Source organism: Bradyrhizobium sp. LCT2, from assembly GCF_009931255.1.
Lineage (GTDB): Bacteria > Pseudomonadota > Alphaproteobacteria > Rhizobiales > Xanthobacteraceae > Bradyrhizobium > Bradyrhizobium diazoefficiens.
Window position 1 is genome coordinate 3,513,334 of the sequence record NZ_CP034432.1, and the last position, 20,773, is coordinate 3,534,106.

A 20,773-nucleotide genomic window follows, 5' to 3' on the forward strand; every position below is an offset into this window, starting at 1 on the left:
TTGCTTTCATGTCCACCTATCGCCTGAAGAACCTGCTGTCGCCGCGTTCGGTTGCGCTTGTCGGGGCGAGCGCCCGTCCGGTTTCCGTGGGGCGCGCCGTTCTGGAGAACATTCGCAAGGCTGAATTCACGGGACAGTTCGGCCTCGTCAATCCGCGTCATGCCGAGATCAGCGGCGTTGCCGCAGTGGCGAGCCTCGACAGGCTGGCATTCGTGCCCGAGCTCGTGGTCATCACCGCGCCGGCCCGGGAGGTTCCCGGCATCATCGACCAGGCCGGACGGCGCGGCTCGGCGGGCGCACTGATCGTCACGGCCGGACTCGGCCATGGGCCGGGATCGCTGCAAGAGGCCGTGATCGCCGCGGCTCGCAAATACGGCATGCGGCTGATCGGGCCGAACTGCCTCGGCATCATGATGCCCGGCGTGAGCCTCAATGCCAGTTTTGCCGCGCACATGCCGGGAGCTGGAAATCTCGCGCTGATTTCGCAATCCGGCGCGATCGCCGCCGGCATGGTGGACTGGGCCGCGCAGCGCGGCGTCGGCTTCTCCGGCATCGTCTCGATCGGCGACCAGATCGACGTCGATATTGCCGACCTGCTCGACTATTTCGCGATGGATCACAAGACCCGTGCGATCCTGCTCTATATCGAGGCCATCAAGGACGCGCGTAAATTCATGTCGGCGGCACGCGCCGCGGCGCGTGTGAAGCCGGTTGTCGTGGTGAAGTCCGGCCGCATGGCGCAGGGTGCGAAGGCGGCAGCGACCCACACCGGCGCGCTTGCGGGTGCCGACGCCGTCTATGATGCGGCGTTCCGCCGCGCGGGTATCCTGCGGGTCTCCGATCTGCGCGAGCTGTTCGACTGCGCCGAGACGCTCGGCCGCGTCGAATCGCCGACCGGAAAGCGCCTCGCCATTCTGACCAATGGCGGCGGCATCGGTGTCCTCGCCGTCGATCGACTGGTCGAGCTTGGCGGAATTCCCGCGTCCATCTCGGCGGATGCCCGCAAGAAACTCGATGACGCGCTGCCGCCGACCTGGTCCGGCGCAAATCCCGTCGACATCGTGGGCGATGCCGATGCAGCGCGCTACGCGGCGGCGCTCGAGGTGCTGCTCGCCGACGCCGACAATGACGCAGTTCTCGTCCTCAACGTGCAGACGGCGATCGCCTCGGCTTCCGACATCGCGAGGACCGTGACGGAGCTCGTCGGCAAATATCGCGAGAAGCACCGCAGTTGGGCAAAGCCGGTGCTTGCCGCCTGGGTCGGGGCCGATCAAGCGATCATTCAGACGCTCTCCGGCGGGGGCATTCCGAACTATCCGACCGAGGACGATGCGGTGCGCGGCTTCATGCATCTGGTCCGGCACCGCGAAGTGGTCGAGGAACTGAGCCAGGTTCCCCCTGCAATGCCCGACACGTTCGTGCCTGACGCCCGGGCGGCCAGGCAGATCGTAGCCGCAGCCATCGCCGATGACCGCAAATGGCTCGAGCCTGTCGAGATCAAGCACCTACTCGAAGCCTACGACATCGCGATGGTGCCGACCTATGCCGCGGCCGACGTCGAGCAGGCCGTGGCGTACGCGAACGAGATGTTCGCGCAAGGTGCCACCGTCGTGCTGAAGATCATGTCGCGCGACATTGTGCACAAATCAGATGTCGGCGGCGTCGTGCTCAATCTGACGACGCCGGAGGCGGTGCGTGCGGCTGCCTCCGATATTCTCGCCCGGGCAAGGAAGCTGCGGCCCGAGGCCCGTATCGGCGGCGTCATCGTCCAGGCGATGGTCGTCAAGGCGAAGGCGCGCGAGCTGATCCTCGGTCTTGCCGACGATCCCACGTTCGGCACCGTCGTCGTCTTCGGCCGGGGCGGAACGGCGGTGGAGATCATCAATGACAGGGCGCTGGCGCTGCCGCCGCTCGATGTGCAACTCGCCCGCGACCTGATCGACCGCACGCGGGTCTCGCGGCTGCTGCGCGCCTACCGGGACGTGCCGGCCGTCAAGCAGGACGCCGTCGCCAGGGTGCTGGTCAAGCTCGCCCAGATGGCGGCCGATATCCCTGAGATCCGCGAATTCGACATCAACCCGCTGCTCGCGGACGAGACCGGTGTGACGGCAGTCGACGCCCGTGTCGCGGTGGGGCCGTCGCAGCGGAAGTTTGCCGGCTCAGGCCCCGCCAATTTCGCCGTTCGCGCCTATCCCTCGCAGTGGGAGCGCCGCCTCAAGCTCAAGGACGATTGGCGCATCTTCGCGCGGCCGTTGCGCCCTGACGACGAGCCGACCATCCACGAGTTCCTGCGTCATGTGACGCCTCACGACCTCCGCCTGCGCTTCTTCGCGCCGATGAAGGAGTTCACCCACGAATTCATCGCGCGCCTGACCCAGCTCGACTACGCGCGCGCGATGGCTTTCATCGCATTCGATGAGGCTACCGGCGAGATGGTCGGCGTGGTCCGGCTCCATTCGGACTCGATCTACGAGAGCGGTGAATACGCGATCCTGCTGCGGTCCGATCTCAAGGGCAGGGGGCTTGGATGGGCCCTGATGCAACTGATCATCGACTATGCGAGATCCGAAGGGCTGAAGGCCATATCGGGCGACGTGCTTCAGGAGAACACCGTGATGCTCGAAATGTGCCGGCAGCTCGGTTTCGAGGTCAAGCCGGATCCGACCGAGCCTGATATCTGCGACGTCCGGCTGAAGCTCTGAGCGCGCCGGCTAAAGCATGATCCGGAAAAGTGCGTGTCGGTTTTCCGAAAAGATCATGCTCAAACAACAACCCAAAGCACGATGACGATTCATCCCAATCTCATCGCGCTTCAGGAGCGCGCTTCGGCCGACGTTGCAGCGGCAGTCTCCTTGGTCGTTTTCCGCAGGCTCTTGACGATGATCGCGATCAGCGGCACCAGCACCGGCACGATCGTGCTCAGCGGATGATGCACCGCGCCCGACACCTGGGCCTGGAGCGCGCGCGCCTCGAGCTGAAGGGCCTCGATGGATGCGCCATGAATTTCATTGGCGAGCTCGATGTCGCGGCCGGGCGGAGCCCGCCCGGCGATGACGAAGAGGACCGCCGCGATAGCAAAATTGACGGCGCCGAGGATGGCCGCTGCCGCAATGGCGCTCCAGATCTGGACCAGCGCGAAATAGGCCGACAGCTCCAGCATCAGGAGCCCGAATGCCGCGATCAATGCCGCAAAGGCGCGCAGGCCGAGGCCGACCAGCAGATGGCGCAGCCTGATGTCTGCGATGATCCTGTCGGTCCGCCACAGCACGCGCAGATGTTTGACGACGTTCTCGGTATTCACCTAGTGTCTCCTCAGCATGAAGCCGACGACGACGCCGAGCGCGAAGGCGGAGGCGAGCGACGTCATCGGGCGCTCCGCGATGAGGCCCTGAAGCTGCTCCTGCTCGTCGCTGACGGTTTCGCCGAGCTCGGCAAGCGCGGCCTTGATCTGATCGGCCAGAGCCTCGGCGCGGTCCTTCGAACTCTCGAACATTTCCTCGCCGGCCGTGCTCAGCAGGCGGGTGACGTCCACCTTCAACGTCCGCAGTTCTTCGCTCATCCTGTCGCTGTCGAACATGGATTTGATGTCTCCATTGAATGGAGCGAACCTAAGACCCGCCGGCGTGACCGCGCTTGATTTGCGTCAAGGGGTGGGCAGGGGCCTGCCCTTGAGACAGGTCAAACCGCCCGCCACACGCTGGCCTAGAAGTGGCGGCTGAATGGGGACCGATTGTCCCGATGAGGTGGAAGCGTGAACTCCGAACCGCTGTTGCTGGCAACGCCGTCTGGCGACGGGCTGAAATTGCGCCCGCAAGGGTCCTGGACCGCGGCGAATGTGGCGATGCTCGAAACTCTGTCCCGCTCGGTCGGCGCGGATGTCGATCGATCCAGGGCCGTGACGCTGGACATGTCGGGGGTCAGCGCGCTGGATACGCTCGGCGCCTGGGTCCTGGAGAAGCTGTCGCGCAGGGCCGCAACGTCAGGCAGATCGGCCGAATTCGTCGGCGTCGCCGATCATTTCAGCGGCCTGATGGACGAGGTGCGTGAGGTTAACCGCCACACGCCGGCGCCGGCAGCTGCGCCAAATCCGCTTCTGCTCAGGCTCGGCGATCTCGGCAAGTCCACGGTCGGCGCGCGGGAAGACATTACGATCTTCCTGCAAATGCTCGGCGCATTGTTCATGGCCATTTTCGGTGTGCTGCGCCGGCCGCGGTCGCTGCGGCTGACGTCGCTGGTCTACCAGCTCTACCGCATCGGATGGCAGGCGATTCCCATCGTCGCGCTGATCACCTTCCTGATCGGCGCCATTATCGCCCAGCAGGGATTCTTCCATTTCCGCAGGTTCGGTGCTGAGTCCTATACCGTCGATATGGTGGGCATCCTCGTGCTGCGCGAGCTTGGCGTTCTGATCGTCGCCATCATGGTCGCCGGCAGGTCGGGGAGCGCCTACACCGCCGAGCTCGGTTCGATGAAGATGCGCGAGGAGATCGACGCGCTGTCGACGATGGGGCTCGATCCCGTCGGCGTCCTGATCCTGCCGCGTGTTGCGGCGCTGGTCATCGCACTGCCGATTCTCGCCTTCATCGGATCGATTGCCGCGCTCTATGGCGGCGGCCTGGTCGCGCAGTTCTACGGCGACATGGGGCCGGCGATCTACATCGCACGGCTGCATGAGGCCATTTCCGTCACCCATTTCGAGGTGGGCATCCTGAAGGCGCCGTTCATGGCGCTGGTGATCGGGATTGTCGCCTGTAGCGAGGGCTTGCGCGTCAAGGGCAGTGCCGAGTCGCTGGGGCGGCAGACGACGACGTCGGTGGTCAAGTCGATCTTCCTGGTGATCGTGCTCGACGGCCTGTTCGCAATCTTCTTTGCCTCGATCGGGATGTGACGATGGGCGAACCGCAGGAACAGTTCGCGATCCGCGTCCGCGACCTCGTGGTCGGCTTCGGCCGCCAGACGGTGCTCGACCATCTCTCGCTCGACGTCCGCAAGGGCGAGATCCTCGGGCTGGTAGGGGCGTCCGGCGGCGGCAAGTCAGTGTTGATGCGAACCATCATCGGCCTCATCCCGCGCCGAAGCGGTACCATTGAGGTCATGGGGCACGAGATTGGCGGCACGCAGGACCGCGGCACGCGAGGCGCGGCCGCGACATGGGGCATCCTCTTCCAGCAGGGCGCGCTGTTCTCCTCGCTGACGGTCCGCCAGAACGTCCAGTTTCCGCTGCGCGAAAATCTCGTCCTGTCGCAGGAGCTGATGGACGAGATCGCGATCGCCAAGCTCGAAATGGTCGGGCTGCGGGCGCAGGACGCCGACAAATATCCGGCGGAGCTGTCCGGCGGCATGACCAAGCGCGTGGCGCTGGCGCGCGCGCTCGCGCTCGATCCGCCGATCCTGTTCCTGGACGAGCCCACCTCCGGCCTCGATCCGATCGCCGCCGGCGATTTCGACGCGCTGATCAAGACGCTGCAAAAGACCCTGGGACTGACCGTGTTCATGGTCACCCATGATCTTGCCAGCCTCACCACGGTCTGCGACCGCGTGGCCGCGCTCGCCGACGGCAAGATCGTTGCGATTGGCCCGATGCGCGACCTGCTGCAATCCGAGCATCCCTGGGTGCGCGCCTATTTCCACGGCAAGCGCTCGCAGATGCTGCAACACGAGATGAGATGAGACATGGAAACCCGCGCTCCCTACGTGCTGATCGGCACCTTCGTGCTGGCCGCGATCCTCGCGGTGTTCGGCTTCATCTATTGGCTGAACAACACCGGCGGCATCGGACCGCGCACGAACTACCACGTGCAATTCCAGGGACCGGTACCGGGGCTCCTGGTTGGCGCCGGCGTGTTGTTCAACGGCATCCGCGTCGGCGAGGTGGCCCAGCTGGGGCTCGCGCCGGACAATCCGCGCTTCGTCAATGCGACGATTTCGGTTGCCTCCGCCACGCCGGTGCGCGCCGACACCAGGGTCGGGCTCGATTTCCAGGGGCTGACCGGCGTGCCGGTGGTGACACTGGAGGGCGGCATGATCGTCACCAAATCCGGCGAGCCCCTGACCTTGATCGCCGAGGCCGGCGCCGGCCAGAGCATGACGCAGGCGGCGCGCGATGCGCTGCGACGGGTGGATTCGGTGCTGGAGGACAATTCCGGCCCGCTGAAGGACACCATCGCGAATTTCAAGACGTTCTCCGACGGGCTCGCGCGCAACACCGGCAAGCTCGACGGCATCCTGGCGGGTCTCGAGAAGATGACCGGCGGCGGCGCGCCGGCGCAGAAGATCACCTATGACCTGCGCACGCCGCAGAACCTCGGACCGGCCGCCAAGACGCTTTCTGCGTCGCTGGCCATTCCCGAGCCGACCGCGGTCGCGATGCTCCAGACCCAGCGCATGCTGTTTGCGCCGGTCGGGGATAATCCAGGCTTTGCCGATTTCCTCTGGGCCGACAGCATTCCAAAGCTGGTGCAGGCGCGGCTGATCGACAGCTTCGAGAACTACGACATCGCCCATGCGCCGTTGCGCACGAGCGATCTCGGGCAGGCGGACTACCAACTGCTGATCGACATCAGACGCTTCCGGATTGCCACGGACGGCGAGACAAGGGTCGAGATCGGACTATCGGCGCGGATCGTCGACAAGAACGGCAAGGTGGTCGCGTCCCGCCTCGTCGAGACCAGCGAGAAGCTCGACAAGGTCGAACCGGCCGCTGCGGTCGCAGCGTTCGACGCGGCTTTCGCCCGCATCGCCAAGGAACTGATCGGCTGGACGGTGCTGGCGGTGTGAGGCCGCCTATTCCAGCGTCTTGAGGTAGGACAGGAGGTCGTGGATCTGGTCCGGACTGAGCTCGAAGGCGGGCATGTCGGCGTGGCCCGTGTAGATGCCTTCGGCCAGCGCCTCGCCAAGGGTCGCGATCGGATAATTCCGGTGCAGCGTGCGGAGCGGCGGGGCGATCTTGAGCGGGCTCTCGGAGACGCGGTCGATCGCGTGGCAGCGCGCGCAATTGGCCCGTGCAAAGGCCTTTCCGCGTTGTTCGGCGGTCGGTGCCGCCAGCGCAGGCGTGATCAGAAAGAGGCCAATCAGGCCCTGGCGGAGCGCATGGTGAAGCATGGAAGGCGGGATCCCGTCGAACTCTCGGCGCAGAATAGAGAGAGGAGACCCGCCAGAATTGATCTGGGTCAACCGCGTTTGTGAGGGTGCAGTAAAATGCGGATGCGTATGGCGGACTCGGCCGGGGGGCGGAGCTGGACCGACGCTAGGAGCGGTGGATGAAGCCTTCCGTGGTCATGATTGAACCAAACGGGCATTTCTGCAGCGATTGTGCCATACGCACATCGGCGGTTTGTTCGTCGCTGGATGCGGCCGAGCTCAGGGAATTCGAGCATCTCGGACGCCGTGTCCATTTTTCCTCAGGCGAGACCGTGTTCTCCGAGGAGGACATCACGACCTCGTTCTACAACGTTCTCGAAGGCGTTATGCGGCTGTACAAGCTGCTCCCCGACGGCCGGCGGCAAATCGTCGGCTTCGCCTTGCCCGGCGATTTCCTGGGGATGAATCTGTCCGGCCGCCATAATTTTTCCGCCGATGCAATCGGCGCGGTGACCGTGTGCCAGTTCGCGAAGGCGCCCTTCGGGCGTTTCATCGAGGAGCGGCCGCAACTGCTCAGGCGGATCAACGAGCTGGCCATTCGCGAGTTGAGCCAGGCACGCGACCATATGGTCTTGCTCGGCCGCCGCTCGGCGGACGAGAAGGTTGCGGCTTTTCTGCTTGGCTGGCGCGAGCGGCTGCTCGCGCTCAAGGGGGCGTCCGACACGGTTCCACTTCCGATGAGCCGGCAGGACATCGCCGATTATCTCGGCCTGACCATCGAGACCGTCAGTCGCACCTTTACCAAGCTTGAACGCCACGGAGCGATCGCCATCATTCATGGCGGTATCAGCCTGCTCGACCCGGCTCGCGTCGAGGCCTTGGCCGCGGCCTGACAGGCTTTTCACGATGCTCTCGGATTTTTGATCCCGATCAATGACGGTGGGCGCCGGCCGCAAATAATGCCCCTCAAACACCCGGGAGGAGCACGATGCCTATTGACGCGTTGCTGATGACCATTGTCGTCGTGGCGATCTTCGTCACTTTCGCCGCAGCTCTGGCATGGGCGGACCGACAAACCAGCGCGGGCCGGCTCGACCCCGATTCCAAGCGCTGAAGCCCCTGATCGTAAGCCTCCTCTGACGCGCTAAGCGCCGACGCTCGCCCGGCCGGCTCTTGGCTGTCCGGCAGCGCCTCAACGCAATCGCGGCGTGCGGTGCCTGCAACTCTGCATCGACTGGGACGCATTGGCGCATCCTTCGGATGCCGCCCTTGAGCCGGGCGGCGGGCATTTTCGCCGCATTTGCCTTAAAGCGCGCGCATGCTTTCCGGTTGAAATGCCGGGCAACACTGACTACGCAGGAACTCCAGTGCCTCGCAGTCTTAGGAGCCCAGCGGCGTGCCTCAGGACAAGACCGGCGACCCCCGACAATCGGCGGCGAACAAATTATCGGTCCTGCGCAAGCACCCGATCTTCGCGGATCTGGAGCCGGATGCGCTCGATCAGCTCTGCCGCTACGCCAAGCACACCACCGTGAAGCGCGGTGCGACGATCGCCGCCAAGGGCGACCCCGGCAACAACCTGTTCGCGGTGATCTCGGGGACGGTAAAGATATCCTCCTCTTCGCCCGACGGGCGGAATGCCATTCTCAATCTCATCGGTCCCGGAGAAATCTTTGGCGAGATCGCGGTTCTCGACGGTGCGCCGCGTTCGGCGGATGCGACCGCCAACACCAATTGCGAGCTCTACATCATCGATCGCCGGGACTTCCTGCCGTTCGTGAAGAGCCAGCCGGCGCTGGCGATGAAATTCATCGAGCTGCTCTGCGCGCGGCTGCGCTGGACCAGCCAGCAGGTCGAGCAGGTGATCCTGCAAAATCTTCCGGGCCGGCTCGCAAGCGCGCTGCTCGGTCTCACCGAAGAGCGCAAGTTCGACTCCGGCAGCGGTACGCTCGCCATCACCCAGCAGGAGATCAGCGAGATGGTGGGGATGACGCGCGAGAGCATCAACAAGCAATTGCGCGCCTGGGCCGGACGCAACTGGGTTCGCCTCGAGCACGGCGCCATCGTGGTGCTCGATACCGATGCGCTGCGCGAGCTCGCCGAAAGCGGCCTCGGCGGCGAGTGATTGCGTTCGCCTAACCGTCGATGATGGCGACCGCGCGGGTCCAGCCGGCGGAGGCGCGTTCGATCTTCACCGGAAAGCACGAGACCGTGAAGCCGGCCGACGGCAATCGATCGAGATTGTGCAGCTTCTCGAGATGGCAATAGCCGATGTGCCGTCCCGCCTTGTGGCCTTCCCAGATCAGGCTGGCATCTTTTGTTTCGGCATATCTCTTCGCGGTGTAGACGAACGGAGCGTCCCAGCTCCAGCCGTCGGTGCCGGTCAGCCGCACGCCGCGCTCGAGCAGATACATGGTGGCCTCGTAACCCATGCCGCAGCCGGAATTGACGTAGTCGGCCTGGCCGAATTTGGCGCCCGCGCTGGTGTTGACGACGACGATCTCCAACGGCGACAGCGTGTGGCCGATGCGCTTGAGCTCCTTTTCGACGTCGGCGGCGGTCACGACATAACCATCGGGCAGGTGCCGGAAGTCGAGCTTCACGCCGGGCTGAAAGCACCATTCGAGCGGCACCTCGTCGATCGTCCATGACCGCTCGCCGCGATTCATGGTCGGGTGGAAGTGCCAGGGCGCATCGAGATGCGTGCCGTTATGCGTCGACAACGAGACCTGCTCGACGGCCCAGCCCTGGCCGTCCGGCAGGTCCTGCGCCTTGAGGCCGTCGAAGAACTGGAGCATGCGCGGCAGGCCCTGCTGGTGATCGATGTAGTGGATCGTCGGGTGATTGCCCGGCGGGTCGGACGTCACGTCGTTTTTGAGCGGCACGGAGATATCGATCAGCGTCCGCGGCATGGGCATTCCCTTCGAGATGGTCCGGTCTGTTTCGCAGCATTTTGTCGGGGCTGCGCCGGCGGCGTCAAGTAACGCGTCGGTGCGTCAATATTCGGAAAAACGGACATTTTCCCGATCGCCTTCGTGGAGCGACGGCGTGGCCGATCGATGCAACTCCAGCATTGATCGATGCCGGATTTGGCTTGGACTCAGAATGCCGCTCGCCCTAGGGACGAGACTGGCGACATTGCGCTGATGAAGCGCGCATCGCACAAGGATGGGGCGACCGTCTCGTCCGTACCTCTAAGCCGCAGCCAATAGCGGCCGAGCCTAGAACCAGAGGAACGTCGATGGGTATGACGAGCATCGTCACCTCGCATCCGGCATCGGCCGATGGCGGGGCGGGAATACAGGGAAGCCGGCACCTGCCGCGCAAGTCCCCGCCGGAGACGGCGCGATGAAGCTCGCACCTTCCGTCGCCGCGATCACCAGCCAGTCAAATCCGCTCGACTCCGCCGCGCAATCCTACCAAGGTGGTGCGTTTGTAACGCTTGACTTTACACCTGAAGTGGAGCGACCCAAGGCGGCGCGCAGCAACTGCCCGACAACGACATAATCAAACTCAGGAGGAAGCCCAGATGAAGACACTCACCGGTATCATCGCAGCCGCTGTGCTCGCGGTCTCAGCGCCCTTGGCGACCGCACGCGATTTCCGCTCCGCCGACATCCATCCCGCCGACTATCCGACCGTCGAGGCCGTCAAGTTCATGGGCAAGCAGCTCGCGACCGCGAGCGGCGGCAAGCTCGGCGTGAAGGTGTTTCCCAACGGCGCCCTGGGCTCCGAGAAGGACACCATCGAACAGCTCAAGATCGGCGCGCTCGACATGATGCGGATCAACGCATCGCCGCTCAACAACTTCGTGCCTGAGACCATCGCGTTGTGCCTGCCCTTCGTCTTCCGCGACACGCAGCACATGCGCAACGTCCTTGACGGGCCGATCGGCGACGAGATCCTGGCGGCGATGGAGCCCGCGGGCCTGGTCGGCCTTGCCTATTACGACAGCGGCGCCCGCTCCATTTACACCGTCAAGGCCCCGGTCAAGTCGCTCGCGGACCTCAAGGGTCTGAAGATTCGCGTCCAGCAATCCGACCTGTGGGTCGGCATGATCCAGAGCCTCGGGGCCAACCCGACGCCGATGCCGTATGGCGAGGTCTATACGCGCTCAAGACCGGTCTCGTGGACGCGGCCGAGAACAACTGGCCTTCCTACGAGTCCTCGCGCCATTTCGAGGCAGCCAAGTTCTACAACATCACCGAGCACTCCCTGGCGCCCGAGGTTCTCGTGATGTCCAAGAAGGTCTGGGACACGCTGAGCAAGGAGGATCAGGCGATGATCCGCAAGGCGGCCAAGGAATCGGTGCCCGTCATGCGCAAGCTCTGGGACGAGCGTGAGCAGGCGTCCCGCAAGACCGTCGAGGCGGCCGGTGTCCAGGTCGTCACGATCGCCAACAAGGCGGAATTCGTCGACGCGATGAAGCCGGTCTACGCCAAGTTCGCCGGCGACGAGAAGCTGCAGGGCCTCGTCAAGCGTATCCAGGACACGAAGTAAGGCCACAGCGTCGGGTCCGGCGTCGCCGCGAGGTGACCCGGACCCTCGCAAGGAGACACGGGAATGACCGACCCACACGCCGCAAGCCACGAGCAGGAGGTCGCCGGACGCCCGTCCACCGGCCTGCTGTCGCGGATCAATGCCCCCGTTGCGCGGGTGGGCATGTATCTGTCCGTGACCGGCCTGCTCGTCATCGTCACCATCGTGTTCTACCAGGTGTTCGGACGTTACGTGCTCAACTCCAGCCCGACCTGGACGGAGAACCTTGCGCTGGTCCTGATCCTGTATGTCACGCTGATCGGCGCCGCCGTCGGCGTTCGCGATGCCGGACACATCGGCATGGACAGTCTGCTGGTGATGCTTCCGGATAATGTGCGTGAGAAGATCGAGCTCGTGATTCACGTTCTGGTCGCCGTGTTCGGCGTTGCGATGGCCTACAACGGCTGGATCCTCGGGGCGTCGGTCGGCACCGTGAAGATTCCCAATCTCGGCCTTCCCGAGGTCATCCGCTACGTCCCGCTGATCGCCTCCGGCGTCCTGATCGTGTCCTTTTCAATCGAGCACATCATTGCCCTCCTGCGCGGCGAAGAGGTCGTCCCCTCATGGAACTGATCATCCTCGGCGCCTCCTTCTTCGGCTTCCTGATCCTCGGCGTTCCGGTCGCCTTTGCGATCGGCCTCTCGGCGATCTGCACCATCCTCTACGAGGGCCTGCCGGTCGCCGTCATCTTCCAGCAGATGATGTCGGGGATGAACATCTTCTCGTTCCTCGCCATTCCGTTCTTCGTCTTCAGCGGTGAGCTGATGCTGCATGGCGGCGTCGCCGACAAGATCGTGCAGCTCGCCAAGAATCTCGTCGGACACATCCGCGGCGGGCTCGGCATGTCGAACGTGGTCGCCTGCACGCTGTTCGGCGGCGTATCCGGTTCGCCCGTGGCCGACGTGTCGGCGATGGGCGCGGTGATGATCCCGATGATGAAAAAGGAAGGTTTCGACACCGACTACGCCGTCAACGTCACCACCCACGCCTCGCTGGTCGGAGCCTTGATGCCGACCAGCCACAACATGATCATCTATGCCCTGGCCGCCGGCGGCAAGGTTTCGATCGGCGCGCTGATCGCCGCAGGCCTTCTGCCGGCGCTCGTGCTGATGGTGTGCATGCTGGTCGCCGCTTACGCGGTCGCGGTGAAGCGCGGCTATCCGGCCGGCAAGTTCCCCGGCTGGGCCGAGGTTTTCCGCTCGTTCGCGGCCGCGCTGCCCGGTCTCCTGATCGTCGGTATCATTCTGGCGGGCATCCTGTCCGGCGTCTTCACCGCAACTGAATCCGCAGCCGTCGCTGTCACCTACACGATCCTGCTGACGTTCTTCATCTACCGCACCATGACCCTGCCGAACTTCCTGCGGGCCGCGGCGAAGGCGGTGAAGACGACGGGCGTGGTGCTGCTGCTGATCGGCGTCTCCACCATGTTCCAGTATCTGATGGGGCTCTACGAGGTGGCCGATTTCGCCGGCGACCTGATGAGCAAGGTGTCGACGCAGCCCTGGATCATCTTCCTGCTCATCAACGTCATCCTGTTCGTGCTCGGCACGTTCATGGACATGGCGGCGACCATCCTGATCTGCACCCCGATCTTCCTGCCGATCGCGATGAAGGCGGGCATGGATCCCGTGCAGTTCGGCATGCTGATGCTGATCAACTGCGCGCTGGGGCTGAACACTCCGCCGGTCGGAACGACGCAGTTCGTGGGCTGCGCCATCGGCGGCATCTCGGTGGGCGCGGTGATGCGCACCATCCTGCCGTTCTACGCCGCGCTGATCGCGGCGCTGATGTTCGTCACTTACGTTCCCGCATTCTCGCTGTGGCTGCCGCGCCTGCTGATGGGATACAAGGGATAGCTGCCGTGCGCGCGCCGGCACTTGGCCGGCGCAGCGGGCTTGCGTAGTTTGCGTCACAACAACAGGGAGAATCTGTCCGTGACCGACTATCGCAAGCTCTTCGATCTCACCGGCAAGACGGCCGTCGTGCTCGGCGCCGCCTCGGGCATCGGCAAGTCGTCGGCCGAAGCACTGGCCGGGCTCGGCGCCCGTGTCGTCTGCGCCGATCGGGCGCTCGATGCAGCGGAAGCGACCGCCGCGGGCATTCGCGACAAGGGCGGCTGGGCGGAATCTGCTAGCTGCGATGCCGCGAGCGCTGCGGACGTCAATGCGCTGGCCAAAACCGTGATGCAGAAGTTCCCGCGGCTCGACATCGCCGTGACGACGCCCGGGCTCAACATCCGCAAGACCATCCTCGACTACTCCGAGGAGGATCTCGACCGTGTCCTTAACCTCAACGTCAAGGGCACGGTCTGGTTCTTCCAGGCTTTCGGCCGCATCATGGTCGAGCAGAAGGGCGGCAGCATCATCGCCTGTTCCTCGGTGCGCGCGGTGACCATCGAACCGGGCCTTGGCGTCTACGGCTCGACCAAGGCGGCGATCGGCCTCCTGGTGAAGGGCTTTGCCTCCGAGGTCGGTCATGCCGGCGTGCGCGTCAACGCCATCGCGCCGAGCATCGCCGAGACCGCGCTCACCGGCCCGTTCAAGCAGCGGCCCGACATCTACAATCTCTACGCCGGCCACACCGTGTTCAACCGCTGGAGCAGCGCCGACGAGGTCGCAACGGCGGTGGCCTATCTCGCCTCGGACGCCGCCAGCTATGTCAGCGGCAGCACGCTGTTCGTCGATGGCGGCTGGACCGCGGTCGACGGTCCGCCGACCGGTCTCACCCAATTGCACAAATAGGGCGACGATCGGCGCCTAGGGCATGTACTCATAAAGTCGGCTTACCAACGCAAAGCGGAAGTCTGCCACCTTGAGTGTGATCGGCGGCTTGTGACCCAGAGCGGACGTGCCCGCGTTCGCTAGGCCGCATTGCGGTGAATGTATCAGCCGCGCTAAAGATACATGATGATGGCTCGCTCGATACCCACGCCTCTTTGGTTCGCGGCGGCCCTTTTCCCAATGGTTGTGGCGCAAATTGTAAGACTGCAACAATTCGATCCGGCTGAACCGCCCGGGTTTGCCGGAGGCCATTTGGTTTAAGTTATGCCACCATGGCGGGTTGTTCCAGCATGGCGTAGTAGCGTTGTTCGGCTTCGGCCGGCGGGATGTTGCCGATGGGCTCCAGGAGCCGTCGGTTGTTGAACCAATCCACCCATTCTAGGGTCGCGAACTCGACGGCCTCGAAGCTGCGCCATGGCCCGCGCCGATGGATCACCTCAGCCTTGTAGAGACCGTTGATGGTTTCGGCGAGAGCGTTGTCATAGGAATCTCCGACGCTGCCGACAGAAGGCTCGACACCAGCTTCAGCCAGGCGCTCGGTGTACTTAATGGATACATATTGGCTGCCCCTGTCGCTGTGGTGCACGAGCCCGCCACGATGGACCGGCCGTCGATCATGCAGTGCCTGCTCCAGCGCATCGAGCACGAAGCCTGCATGCGCCGTGCGCGAGGCTCGCCAGCCCACGATCCTGCGGGCATAGGCGTCGATCACAAAGGCGACGTAGACAAAGCCGGTCCAGGTCGCGACATAGGTGAAGTCGGAGAGCCAGAGAACGTTCGGCCTTGGCGCCTTGAACTGGCGGTTGACGTGATCCAGCGGGCATGGCGCGGCCTTGTCGCTGATCGTAGTCTTGACGGATTTGCCGCGGATGACCCCTTGCAAACCCATGTCACGCATCAGTCGCGACACCGTGCAACGGGCAACATCGAAGCCTTCGCGCTTGAGCTGGCGCCAGACCTTGCGCACGCCGTAGACGGAGAAGTTTTGATCGAAGACGCGCCGCACCTCGATCTTCAGCGCGGCGTCCTGCCTGGCGCGCACCGACAGCTTGGCGGGATCGCGCCGCTTGGTCACATGGGCGTGGTAGGTCGAGGGGGCGATCGGCAAGACCTTGCAGATCGGCTCGACCCCATGCGCCCCACGATGATCGTCGATGAAGGCGATCATGGCTTGAACCGGCGGTCGAGCTCCGCCATCGCAAAATAGGCGCTTGCCTTGCGCAGGATCTCGTTGGCCTGCCGAAGCTCGCGGTTCTCCCGTTCGAGCGCCTTCAGCTTCTCGGCCGTGTCGGTCGGAACGCCGGCCCGCTGCCCGCTACCGACCTCGGCCTTCTTGACCCAGTCATGCAGCGTCTGCGGCGTGCAGCCGATCTTGGCCGCGATTGACGTAACTGCCGCCCAGCGCGACGGGTGCTCGCCGGCGTGATCCAGAACCATCCGAACCGCTCGGGTCCGGACCTCGGGTGAAAACTTGTTCGTCGTCTTGCTCGTCATGGCTCCATCCTCTCAGGAGTTGGAGCCTCCGGCAAACCCGGGGCGGTTCAGGCCGCATGGATCGTTTGGGATTACGCAGGCCGCCTTGGGGCTTTGGCAGTTCTGAGCGCTATACCTGCTGCGCGGACGGTAGCCTTCCGATTTGAACCACTTCGAATAGCGCTATGGGAAGTGACCGTCTGGATTGTCGGCATTGTCCTCGCGGACCACTATTTGGGTGGGTGGATCCGACGAACCATTAATGGTCTCCTACCTGCTACAGTGCTCGGGGCATATCCTGAAGTGCAAGGCTGGCTGCTTGTCGTCGATATCGTTTTTGGTCTTGGGCTAGTCGCCTTAAGTGAGGAGATCGTATTCCGCCGCTGTGCGCGTCATCTGCTCCAGAGCTATTTGGATGACGGCTTTGCCTTGGTTCTCGCAACATCTTTTTTGTTTGGAGCCTATCACTGGTGGACGGGCTTCGGGAATATTGGCGAGGCTGTGGTGATAGGTGGCTTGTTGATGACGTTGTACCGCCGATCCGGGGCACTTTGGCCTGCAGTTCTTGGACACTACCTGACTGACATAGTGAACTTCGCGCTTTGAAAGGTCGCCTTTGGCCCGTTCGCGAAGTGGCGACACCTTTCATCGAGGTCCGCTTGGAGGGGTAGAGCGGACTGACCTTGCCCACTCCGAGTTCTTCGCATTTTGACCCTGAGCGGACTCTATGAAGCCCCGCCCGAGCAGGAGCTACACTCAACTTCGATTGCAGGAAACAAGGCGATTTCTTCGCGATTAACCATCACCAAAAGCGGAAAACATCAGAAGCGCGATCGGCGCGATAGTCGATCCGCATTAGCGGTGAATAAATTGTACCAACTGGTCAATGACGAATTCTTGTTTACTGATTATGTTTTTTACCAAATCTCCAATCGATACAATTCCGATCAATTTGCCCTGATCAATAACGGGAAGGTGGCGAACTCTCTTCTCAGTCATAACGGCCATGCATTCTTCCACAGTTTGATCAAGGTGAGCGTATAAAACCTTCGCCTCCATAATGTCACGGACACGAGTTGTAGGGGATGCACGTCCTTTCAAAAACACGTTCCGTGCGTAATGTCGTTCGGTAATGATGCCAATGGGGTTTCCGTCCTCGATTACAACTAAAGAACCAGCATTCTGGTCAGCCATCTTTTGTATGGCCTCAAGGACGGTGTTGTCCGGGCCAATTGTAAAAACATCATGCCCTTTTTCATTGAGTAACTGGCGGACCGTCATCGAAACTCTCCGCCCTTCGAAAAGCGTCGTTTCCCAGCAGGCCGCCTATTGGTTTGACACAGACGCTTGAACACCGTGCCGCGTTAAACTATGCGCGCCATGCGAAAACTAAATTACTACTAATGGCTAAGTCTGATTTGATCTACATCAAAGCGCGGGCATTCGGCTGCGACGACCCGCTGGACAAATTTGGCTTGCAGACTATGCCAATGGCTGCTCTTGGCCCATCTCGGACCTGAGGTGAGGTGCGCCAACGCGCCGCTATCAGAGGCAGAGCGGACCTCATACGAAGTGCAGCGCAAGTTTATGAGTACGCGCCCTAGCCGGCAAAGCCCGCGCGCTGGCGCAGCTCCTTTCGGTCCGCGCCAGTCAGCAAAGCGATCAGCGCGGCGGCTTCCTTCGGGTGTGCGGCGCGCGTGGTCACGCCGGCCGTGTACGTCGTCACCAGTTCGCAGCCCGGCGGCAGCGATCCCGATAGCGCAATGCCGTCGGTCGCGATGATCTCGGTCGCCTGGGTGCAACCGAGCGGCCTTTGCGCGGTGGATGTCGCAAGCTTCCGCATCGCGGTCGCGCCGTTCGGGAATATCTTGAGACGCGATGCGACCTCGTAGGCGATGCCGAGTTGATCCAGGACCTTTGCGACGTGCTGGCCCGCGGTCGAAGCCCTGGTGTCGGGCACATAGATGGCGTCTGCGGCACGCAGGACCTCGCGCAGGTCGGCTTCAGTCTTCACGGCCACCTTTGGATCGCGGTTGCGGACCGCCAGCCCGGTTTCAACGCTGCCGACATCTGCGATCGAGGAGGGGACGACGAGCTTCTCCTCGGCAAGTTTCGCGAGCAACGCGTGCGTTAATATGACGAGATCGGCCGGCGTGCTCGCACGCAGCTTGTCGGCCATGATGCCGACCGCGCCGAACTCGCCGTCGATGCCGAACCCGGTCTGCGTCTTGAAGGCCTCGCTGAGGCCGCGCACCAGGCCTTGCGCCGCGCCGCCGCTCAGAATATTCACTGTCGTCACGATGCAAGCTCCATGGCTGCGATGATCTTGTCGCGCGTGATCGGCAGGTCGCGCACGCGCACGCCGAGGCAATCGTGGACCGCGTTCGCGATCGCCGCCGTCACCGGGCCGTGTGCGGCTTCGCCGGCGCCGACCGGCTCGATCTCCGGCCGCTGGATGATCTCGACATCCACCGCCGGCACCTCGCTGAAGGTCAGGATCGGATAGTCGGTCCACGATGTCGATGTGATGCGTATCCGGTCGAAGCGGACGCGCTCCTTCAACACCCAGCTCGTCGCCTGGATCGCGCCGCCTTCGATCTGGTTGATCACGCCGTCGGGGTTGATGGCTTCGCCGACATCGACCGCCAGCGTCAGCCGCCTCACGCGGATATCGTCGGTGCCTTCGATCTCGGCAATCGCGGCGCAATAGGCGCCCGTATTCTTGTAGCGCGCAAAACCGACGCCGTGGCCGATACCGGTTCGCTTCTGCGGCTTCCACTGCGCGCGTCGGGCTGCGGCGCGAATGACGTCCTTCGCGCGCTCATCGCGCAGATGGCGTAGACGAAACGCGACCGGATCTTCGCCGCGCAGGGCGGCGATCTCGTCGAGCAGGGATTCGATCGCGAACACGTTGCCTTGCCCGCCCAGGGTCCGCAGCGCCGAGGTGCGCACCGGCATGGTCAGCAGGCGGTGGCTCGTGATCGTCCAGGCCGGGAGGTCATAGAGCGGAACGGAATTGCGGTCGCCGCCGCCACCATTGGCTGCCGGCGGATTCGTCGAGATCATGCGCGGATAGGGTTTTGCGATCTCGGTTGCCGCAAGCAGCGCCGGCTGTGCCGCCCGTCCCGGCCGCGCAGCGTGGCCGTTGCTCCAGATCGCATGGCGCCAGCCGACGATCTCGTTGTCCGCATCGAGATCGGCCTCGATCTCGATGGCCATGGCCGCGCCGAATGGCGCGTGGGACATCTCGTCGTGGCGCGACCACTGCACCCGGACCGGACGGCCGTCGACCGCTTTCGCCAGCAGCACGGCATCGAGCGCGACGTCGTCGGCCGCATTGTGCCCGTAGCAGCCGGCGCCCTCCATGTGCTCGACGACGATGTTGTCGGCCGGCAGCTTGAGCACGATCGCGAGATCGGCGCGCAGCAGATAGACGCCCTGGCTATGGGTCCAGACGTGGACACGATCGCCCTCCCACCGCGCCATCGCACAGGACGGCGCGATCGAGGCATGCGCGATATAGGGGCGGGTGTATTGCCGGCGGAGAGTGCGCGCGGCCTTCTGTGGCGACGCGGCCGATCTGGTGTCGATGGTGGTCGTCTCGACCGGTTGGCTCTTCAGGAAGCCCGCCAGATCGTTTTCGTCGGGCAGCGGCTCGCCGGCCGACCATGTCGCGCCCTTGCGCAGGGCATTCAGCGCGGCTTCCGCCGCCACCTCGGTGTCGGCGACCACGCCGGCGAAACCGCCGTCGCGAGCGATCGCGACGAGGCCCGGAACGGTGCGCACGGCTGTTTCGTCGAGCGCTGTCAATTTGGCGCCCGAGATGTCCGGCCGCAGCACGCGGCCGTGCAACAGCTCCGGCAGCGCATGGTCGTGGATGAAGCGCGGCCGTGCGAACACCTTGTCGGGAATGTCCACGCGCTGGATCGAATGCCCTGCCACGGCACGCATAACGGCGGTCTTCGCAGTCGCGCCAGCAGTGGCATCCTGGTCGAGCGAGACGTCGCCCGCCAGCTCCCAATAGCTGGTCCTGACATTGCCGGGACCCGAGATCGTGCCGTCATCGACATCGAGCAGCGAGGCGTCGACGCCGAGGCGTTCCGACGCCGCGACGAGGAAGCGCTGGCGCACTTCGGCGCAAACGTGTCGCAGCGCGCGGCCGGATTGCTGGATCGAAAGGCTGCCCGAGGTGACGCCTTCGTTCGGGCTGGTTGCGGTCGAGGCGCGGATCATTTCGATTCGGCCGATATCGACGTCGAGCTCGTCCGCGGCGATCTGGGCCAGCGCCGTGACGATGCCCTGGCCGATCTCGACCTTGCCGGGCGAGATCGCGACGCGGCCGTCGCTGGTGAACCGCACCCAGGATGACAGTCTTGGGTTGGTCACGAGGCTGACCGGCAGTTTCGGGGCAGGGGGCGTCATGGGGTGGCCATCTCCGTGGCCGCGCGCAGCACGGCGCGGACCATGCGGTTATGCGATCCGCAGCGGCACAGGTTGCGGTCGAGCGCCGTTCTGACCTCGGCCTCCGTCGGCGACGGATTGCGCTTCAGCAACGCCGCCGCACTGATCAGGATTCCCGAAACACAATAGCCGCATTGCATCGCCTGTTCGGAGATGAAGGCGCGTTGCAAGGCGTGTGGTTGCTCCGCCGTGCCGAGACCTTCGATCGTGACGACGTCTTTGCCGGCAGCCGACCACATCGGCATGTCGCAGGAGGCCATCGCGCGGCCGTCCACCATGACGTAGCAGGCCCCGCACTCATTGGCACCACAGCCAAAATGCGGACCGGTAACGCCGAGCCGGTCGCGCAGAACATCGAGCAGTGTCTGATCCGGATCTGCGTCCACAGTCGTCGCCGTGCCGTTGAGCTGGAATTGAATCGGCATGGTCGTTCTACGGCC

General features: G+C 63.9%; 21 protein-coding genes, 1 pseudogene and 1 other annotated feature. Of the genes and pseudogenes, 13 read left to right on the forward strand and 9 right to left on the reverse strand.

All coding sequences use genetic code 11. From position 1 onward, the window contains the following. Positions 1-8 precede the first annotated feature (8 nt). Entirely contained in the window at positions 9-2,702 is a 2,694-nt protein-coding gene (locus tag EI171_RS17025) for a bifunctional acetate--CoA ligase family protein/GNAT family N-acetyltransferase (RefSeq protein WP_161534096.1), read from the forward strand. 110 nt (positions 2,703-2,812) lie between these two features. Here EI171_RS17025 and EI171_RS17030 read toward each other — a convergent pair whose 3' ends face one another. Both EI171_RS17030 and EI171_RS17035 read right to left on the reverse strand, forming a co-directional pair. Continuing rightward, positions 2,813-3,301, reverse strand: a complete 489-nt coding sequence (locus EI171_RS17030) for a phage holin family protein (protein ID WP_161534098.1) — start codon at positions 3,299-3,301, stop codon at positions 2,813-2,815. Further along, on the reverse strand, positions 3,302-3,577 hold the full coding sequence (locus EI171_RS17035; RefSeq protein WP_011088807.1) for a hypothetical protein: 276 nt from the start codon (positions 3,575-3,577) through the stop codon (positions 3,302-3,304). It lies immediately after the preceding gene. 174 nt (positions 3,578-3,751) lie between these two features. On the opposite strand from EI171_RS17035, the gene EI171_RS17040 reads away from it, so the two are divergent. Genes EI171_RS17040 through EI171_RS17050 form a run of 3 tightly spaced genes read left to right on the forward strand, consistent with a single transcriptional unit; the run spans position 3,752 to position 6,777 of the window. Continuing rightward, the gene (locus EI171_RS17040; RefSeq protein WP_011088806.1) at positions 3,752-4,888 is read left to right on the forward strand and encodes an ABC transporter permease; all 1,137 of its coding nucleotides are present in this window, start codon (positions 3,752-3,754) and stop codon (positions 4,886-4,888) included. A 2-nt stretch (positions 4,889-4,890) separates the two neighbouring features. Then, entirely contained in the window at positions 4,891-5,670 is a 780-nt protein-coding gene (locus tag EI171_RS17045) for an ABC transporter ATP-binding protein (RefSeq protein WP_038966693.1), read from the forward strand. Between the two features lie 3 nt (positions 5,671-5,673). Then, on the forward strand, positions 5,674-6,777 hold the full coding sequence (locus EI171_RS17050; protein WP_161534100.1) for an ABC-type transport auxiliary lipoprotein family protein: 1,104 nt from the start codon (positions 5,674-5,676) through the stop codon (positions 6,775-6,777). Positions 6,778-6,783: 6 nt separating this feature from the next. Here EI171_RS17050 and EI171_RS17055 read toward each other — a convergent pair whose 3' ends face one another. Next, positions 6,784-7,101 carry a cytochrome c gene (locus EI171_RS17055; protein WP_011088803.1) on the reverse strand — a complete coding sequence of 106 codons (318 nt, stop codon included), beginning with the start codon at positions 7,099-7,101 and terminating at the stop codon, positions 6,784-6,786. A gap of 158 nt (positions 7,102-7,259) precedes the next feature. On the opposite strand from EI171_RS17055, the gene EI171_RS17060 reads away from it, so the two are divergent. From EI171_RS17060 to EI171_RS17065, 3 genes are all read left to right on the forward strand, one after another. Next, positions 7,260-7,973 carry a helix-turn-helix domain-containing protein gene (locus tag EI171_RS17060; RefSeq protein WP_011088802.1) on the forward strand — a complete coding sequence of 238 codons (714 nt, stop codon included), beginning with the start codon at positions 7,260-7,262 and terminating at the stop codon, positions 7,971-7,973. Between the two features lie 95 nt (positions 7,974-8,068). Beyond that, positions 8,069-8,194 (forward strand): hypothetical protein, encoded by a 126-nt coding sequence (locus EI171_RS46445; protein WP_256380426.1) that lies wholly within the window; start codon positions 8,069-8,071, stop codon positions 8,192-8,194. Positions 8,195-8,476: 282 nt separating this feature from the next. After that, complete coding sequence (locus tag EI171_RS17065) at positions 8,477-9,205, forward strand: Crp/Fnr family transcriptional regulator (protein ID WP_011088801.1); 729 nt, start codon at positions 8,477-8,479, stop codon at positions 9,203-9,205. Positions 9,206-9,215: 10 nt separating this feature from the next. Here the strand turns inward: EI171_RS17065 and EI171_RS17070 are convergent, their stop codons facing one another. Next, the gene (locus EI171_RS17070) at positions 9,216-9,992 is read right to left on the reverse strand and encodes a cyclase family protein (protein ID WP_161534102.1); all 777 of its coding nucleotides are present in this window, start codon (positions 9,990-9,992) and stop codon (positions 9,216-9,218) included. Between the two features lie 436 nt (positions 9,993-10,428). On the opposite strand from EI171_RS17070, the gene EI171_RS17075 reads away from it, so the two are divergent. The 5 genes and pseudogenes from EI171_RS17075 to EI171_RS17095 all read left to right on the forward strand — a co-directional run bounded on the left by EI171_RS17075 (position 10,429) and on the right by EI171_RS17095 (position 14,360). Then, complete coding sequence (locus tag EI171_RS17075) at positions 10,429-10,587, forward strand: hypothetical protein (protein WP_161534105.1); 159 nt, start codon at positions 10,429-10,431, stop codon at positions 10,585-10,587. A gap of 22 nt (positions 10,588-10,609) precedes the next feature. Then, positions 10,610-11,580 (forward strand): annotated as a pseudogene (locus tag EI171_RS17080) (TRAP transporter substrate-binding protein). Positions 11,581-11,643: 63 nt separating this feature from the next. Next, entirely contained in the window at positions 11,644-12,192 is a 549-nt protein-coding gene (locus EI171_RS17085) for a TRAP transporter small permease (protein WP_161534107.1), read from the forward strand. After that, complete coding sequence (locus tag EI171_RS17090) at positions 12,183-13,475, forward strand: TRAP transporter large permease (protein WP_110116748.1); 1,293 nt, start codon at positions 12,183-12,185, stop codon at positions 13,473-13,475. The genes EI171_RS17085 and EI171_RS17090 overlap by 10 nt, the downstream gene beginning before the upstream one ends. 78 nt (positions 13,476-13,553) lie before the next feature. Further along, positions 13,554-14,360 carry an SDR family NAD(P)-dependent oxidoreductase gene (locus EI171_RS17095; protein WP_161534109.1) on the forward strand — a complete coding sequence of 269 codons (807 nt, stop codon included), beginning with the start codon at positions 13,554-13,556 and terminating at the stop codon, positions 14,358-14,360. Positions 14,361-14,661: 301 nt separating this feature from the next. On the opposite strand, the gene EI171_RS17100 is transcribed toward EI171_RS17095, so the two are convergent. Continuing rightward, positions 14,662-15,893 (reverse strand): IS3 family transposase gene (locus EI171_RS17100; RefSeq protein WP_246740221.1). Its coding sequence is split into 2 segments (ribosomal slippage): positions 14,662-15,602 and positions 15,602-15,893, totalling 1,233 coding nucleotides; the frame shifts between segments, so codons are not numbered across the junction. Beyond that, positions 15,493-15,609: a sequence feature (AL1L pseudoknot), on the reverse strand. Its footprint overlaps the gene before it by 117 nt. A 171-nt stretch (positions 15,894-16,064) precedes the next feature. Here EI171_RS17100 and EI171_RS17105 point away from each other — a divergent pair. Further along, positions 16,065-16,478 (forward strand): CPBP family intramembrane glutamic endopeptidase, encoded by a 414-nt coding sequence (locus tag EI171_RS17105; protein ID WP_161534111.1) that lies wholly within the window; start codon positions 16,065-16,067, stop codon positions 16,476-16,478. A 249-nt stretch (positions 16,479-16,727) separates the two neighbouring features. Here the strand turns inward: EI171_RS17105 and EI171_RS17110 are convergent, their stop codons facing one another. The 4 genes from EI171_RS17110 to EI171_RS17125 all read right to left on the reverse strand — a co-directional run bounded on the left by EI171_RS17110 (position 16,728) and on the right by EI171_RS17125 (position 20,758). After that, a complete protein-coding gene (locus EI171_RS17110; protein WP_060908298.1) occupies positions 16,728-17,153 on the reverse strand; it encodes a CBS domain-containing protein in 426 nt (141 codons plus the stop codon). A 319-nt stretch (positions 17,154-17,472) separates the two neighbouring features. After that, on the reverse strand, positions 17,473-18,171 hold the full coding sequence (locus EI171_RS17115; RefSeq protein ID WP_161534113.1) for a substrate-binding domain-containing protein: 699 nt from the start codon (positions 18,169-18,171) through the stop codon (positions 17,473-17,475). Further along, positions 18,168-20,294, reverse strand: a complete 2,127-nt coding sequence (locus tag EI171_RS17120) for a molybdopterin cofactor-binding domain-containing protein (protein ID WP_161534115.1) — start codon at positions 20,292-20,294, stop codon at positions 18,168-18,170. The genes EI171_RS17115 and EI171_RS17120 overlap by 4 nt, the downstream gene beginning before the upstream one ends. After that, the gene (locus EI171_RS17125) at positions 20,291-20,758 is read right to left on the reverse strand and encodes a (2Fe-2S)-binding protein (protein ID WP_161534117.1); all 468 of its coding nucleotides are present in this window, start codon (positions 20,756-20,758) and stop codon (positions 20,291-20,293) included. Before EI171_RS17125 ends, EI171_RS17120 begins: the two co-directional genes overlap by 4 nt. Positions 20,759-20,773: the final 15 nt, after the last annotated feature.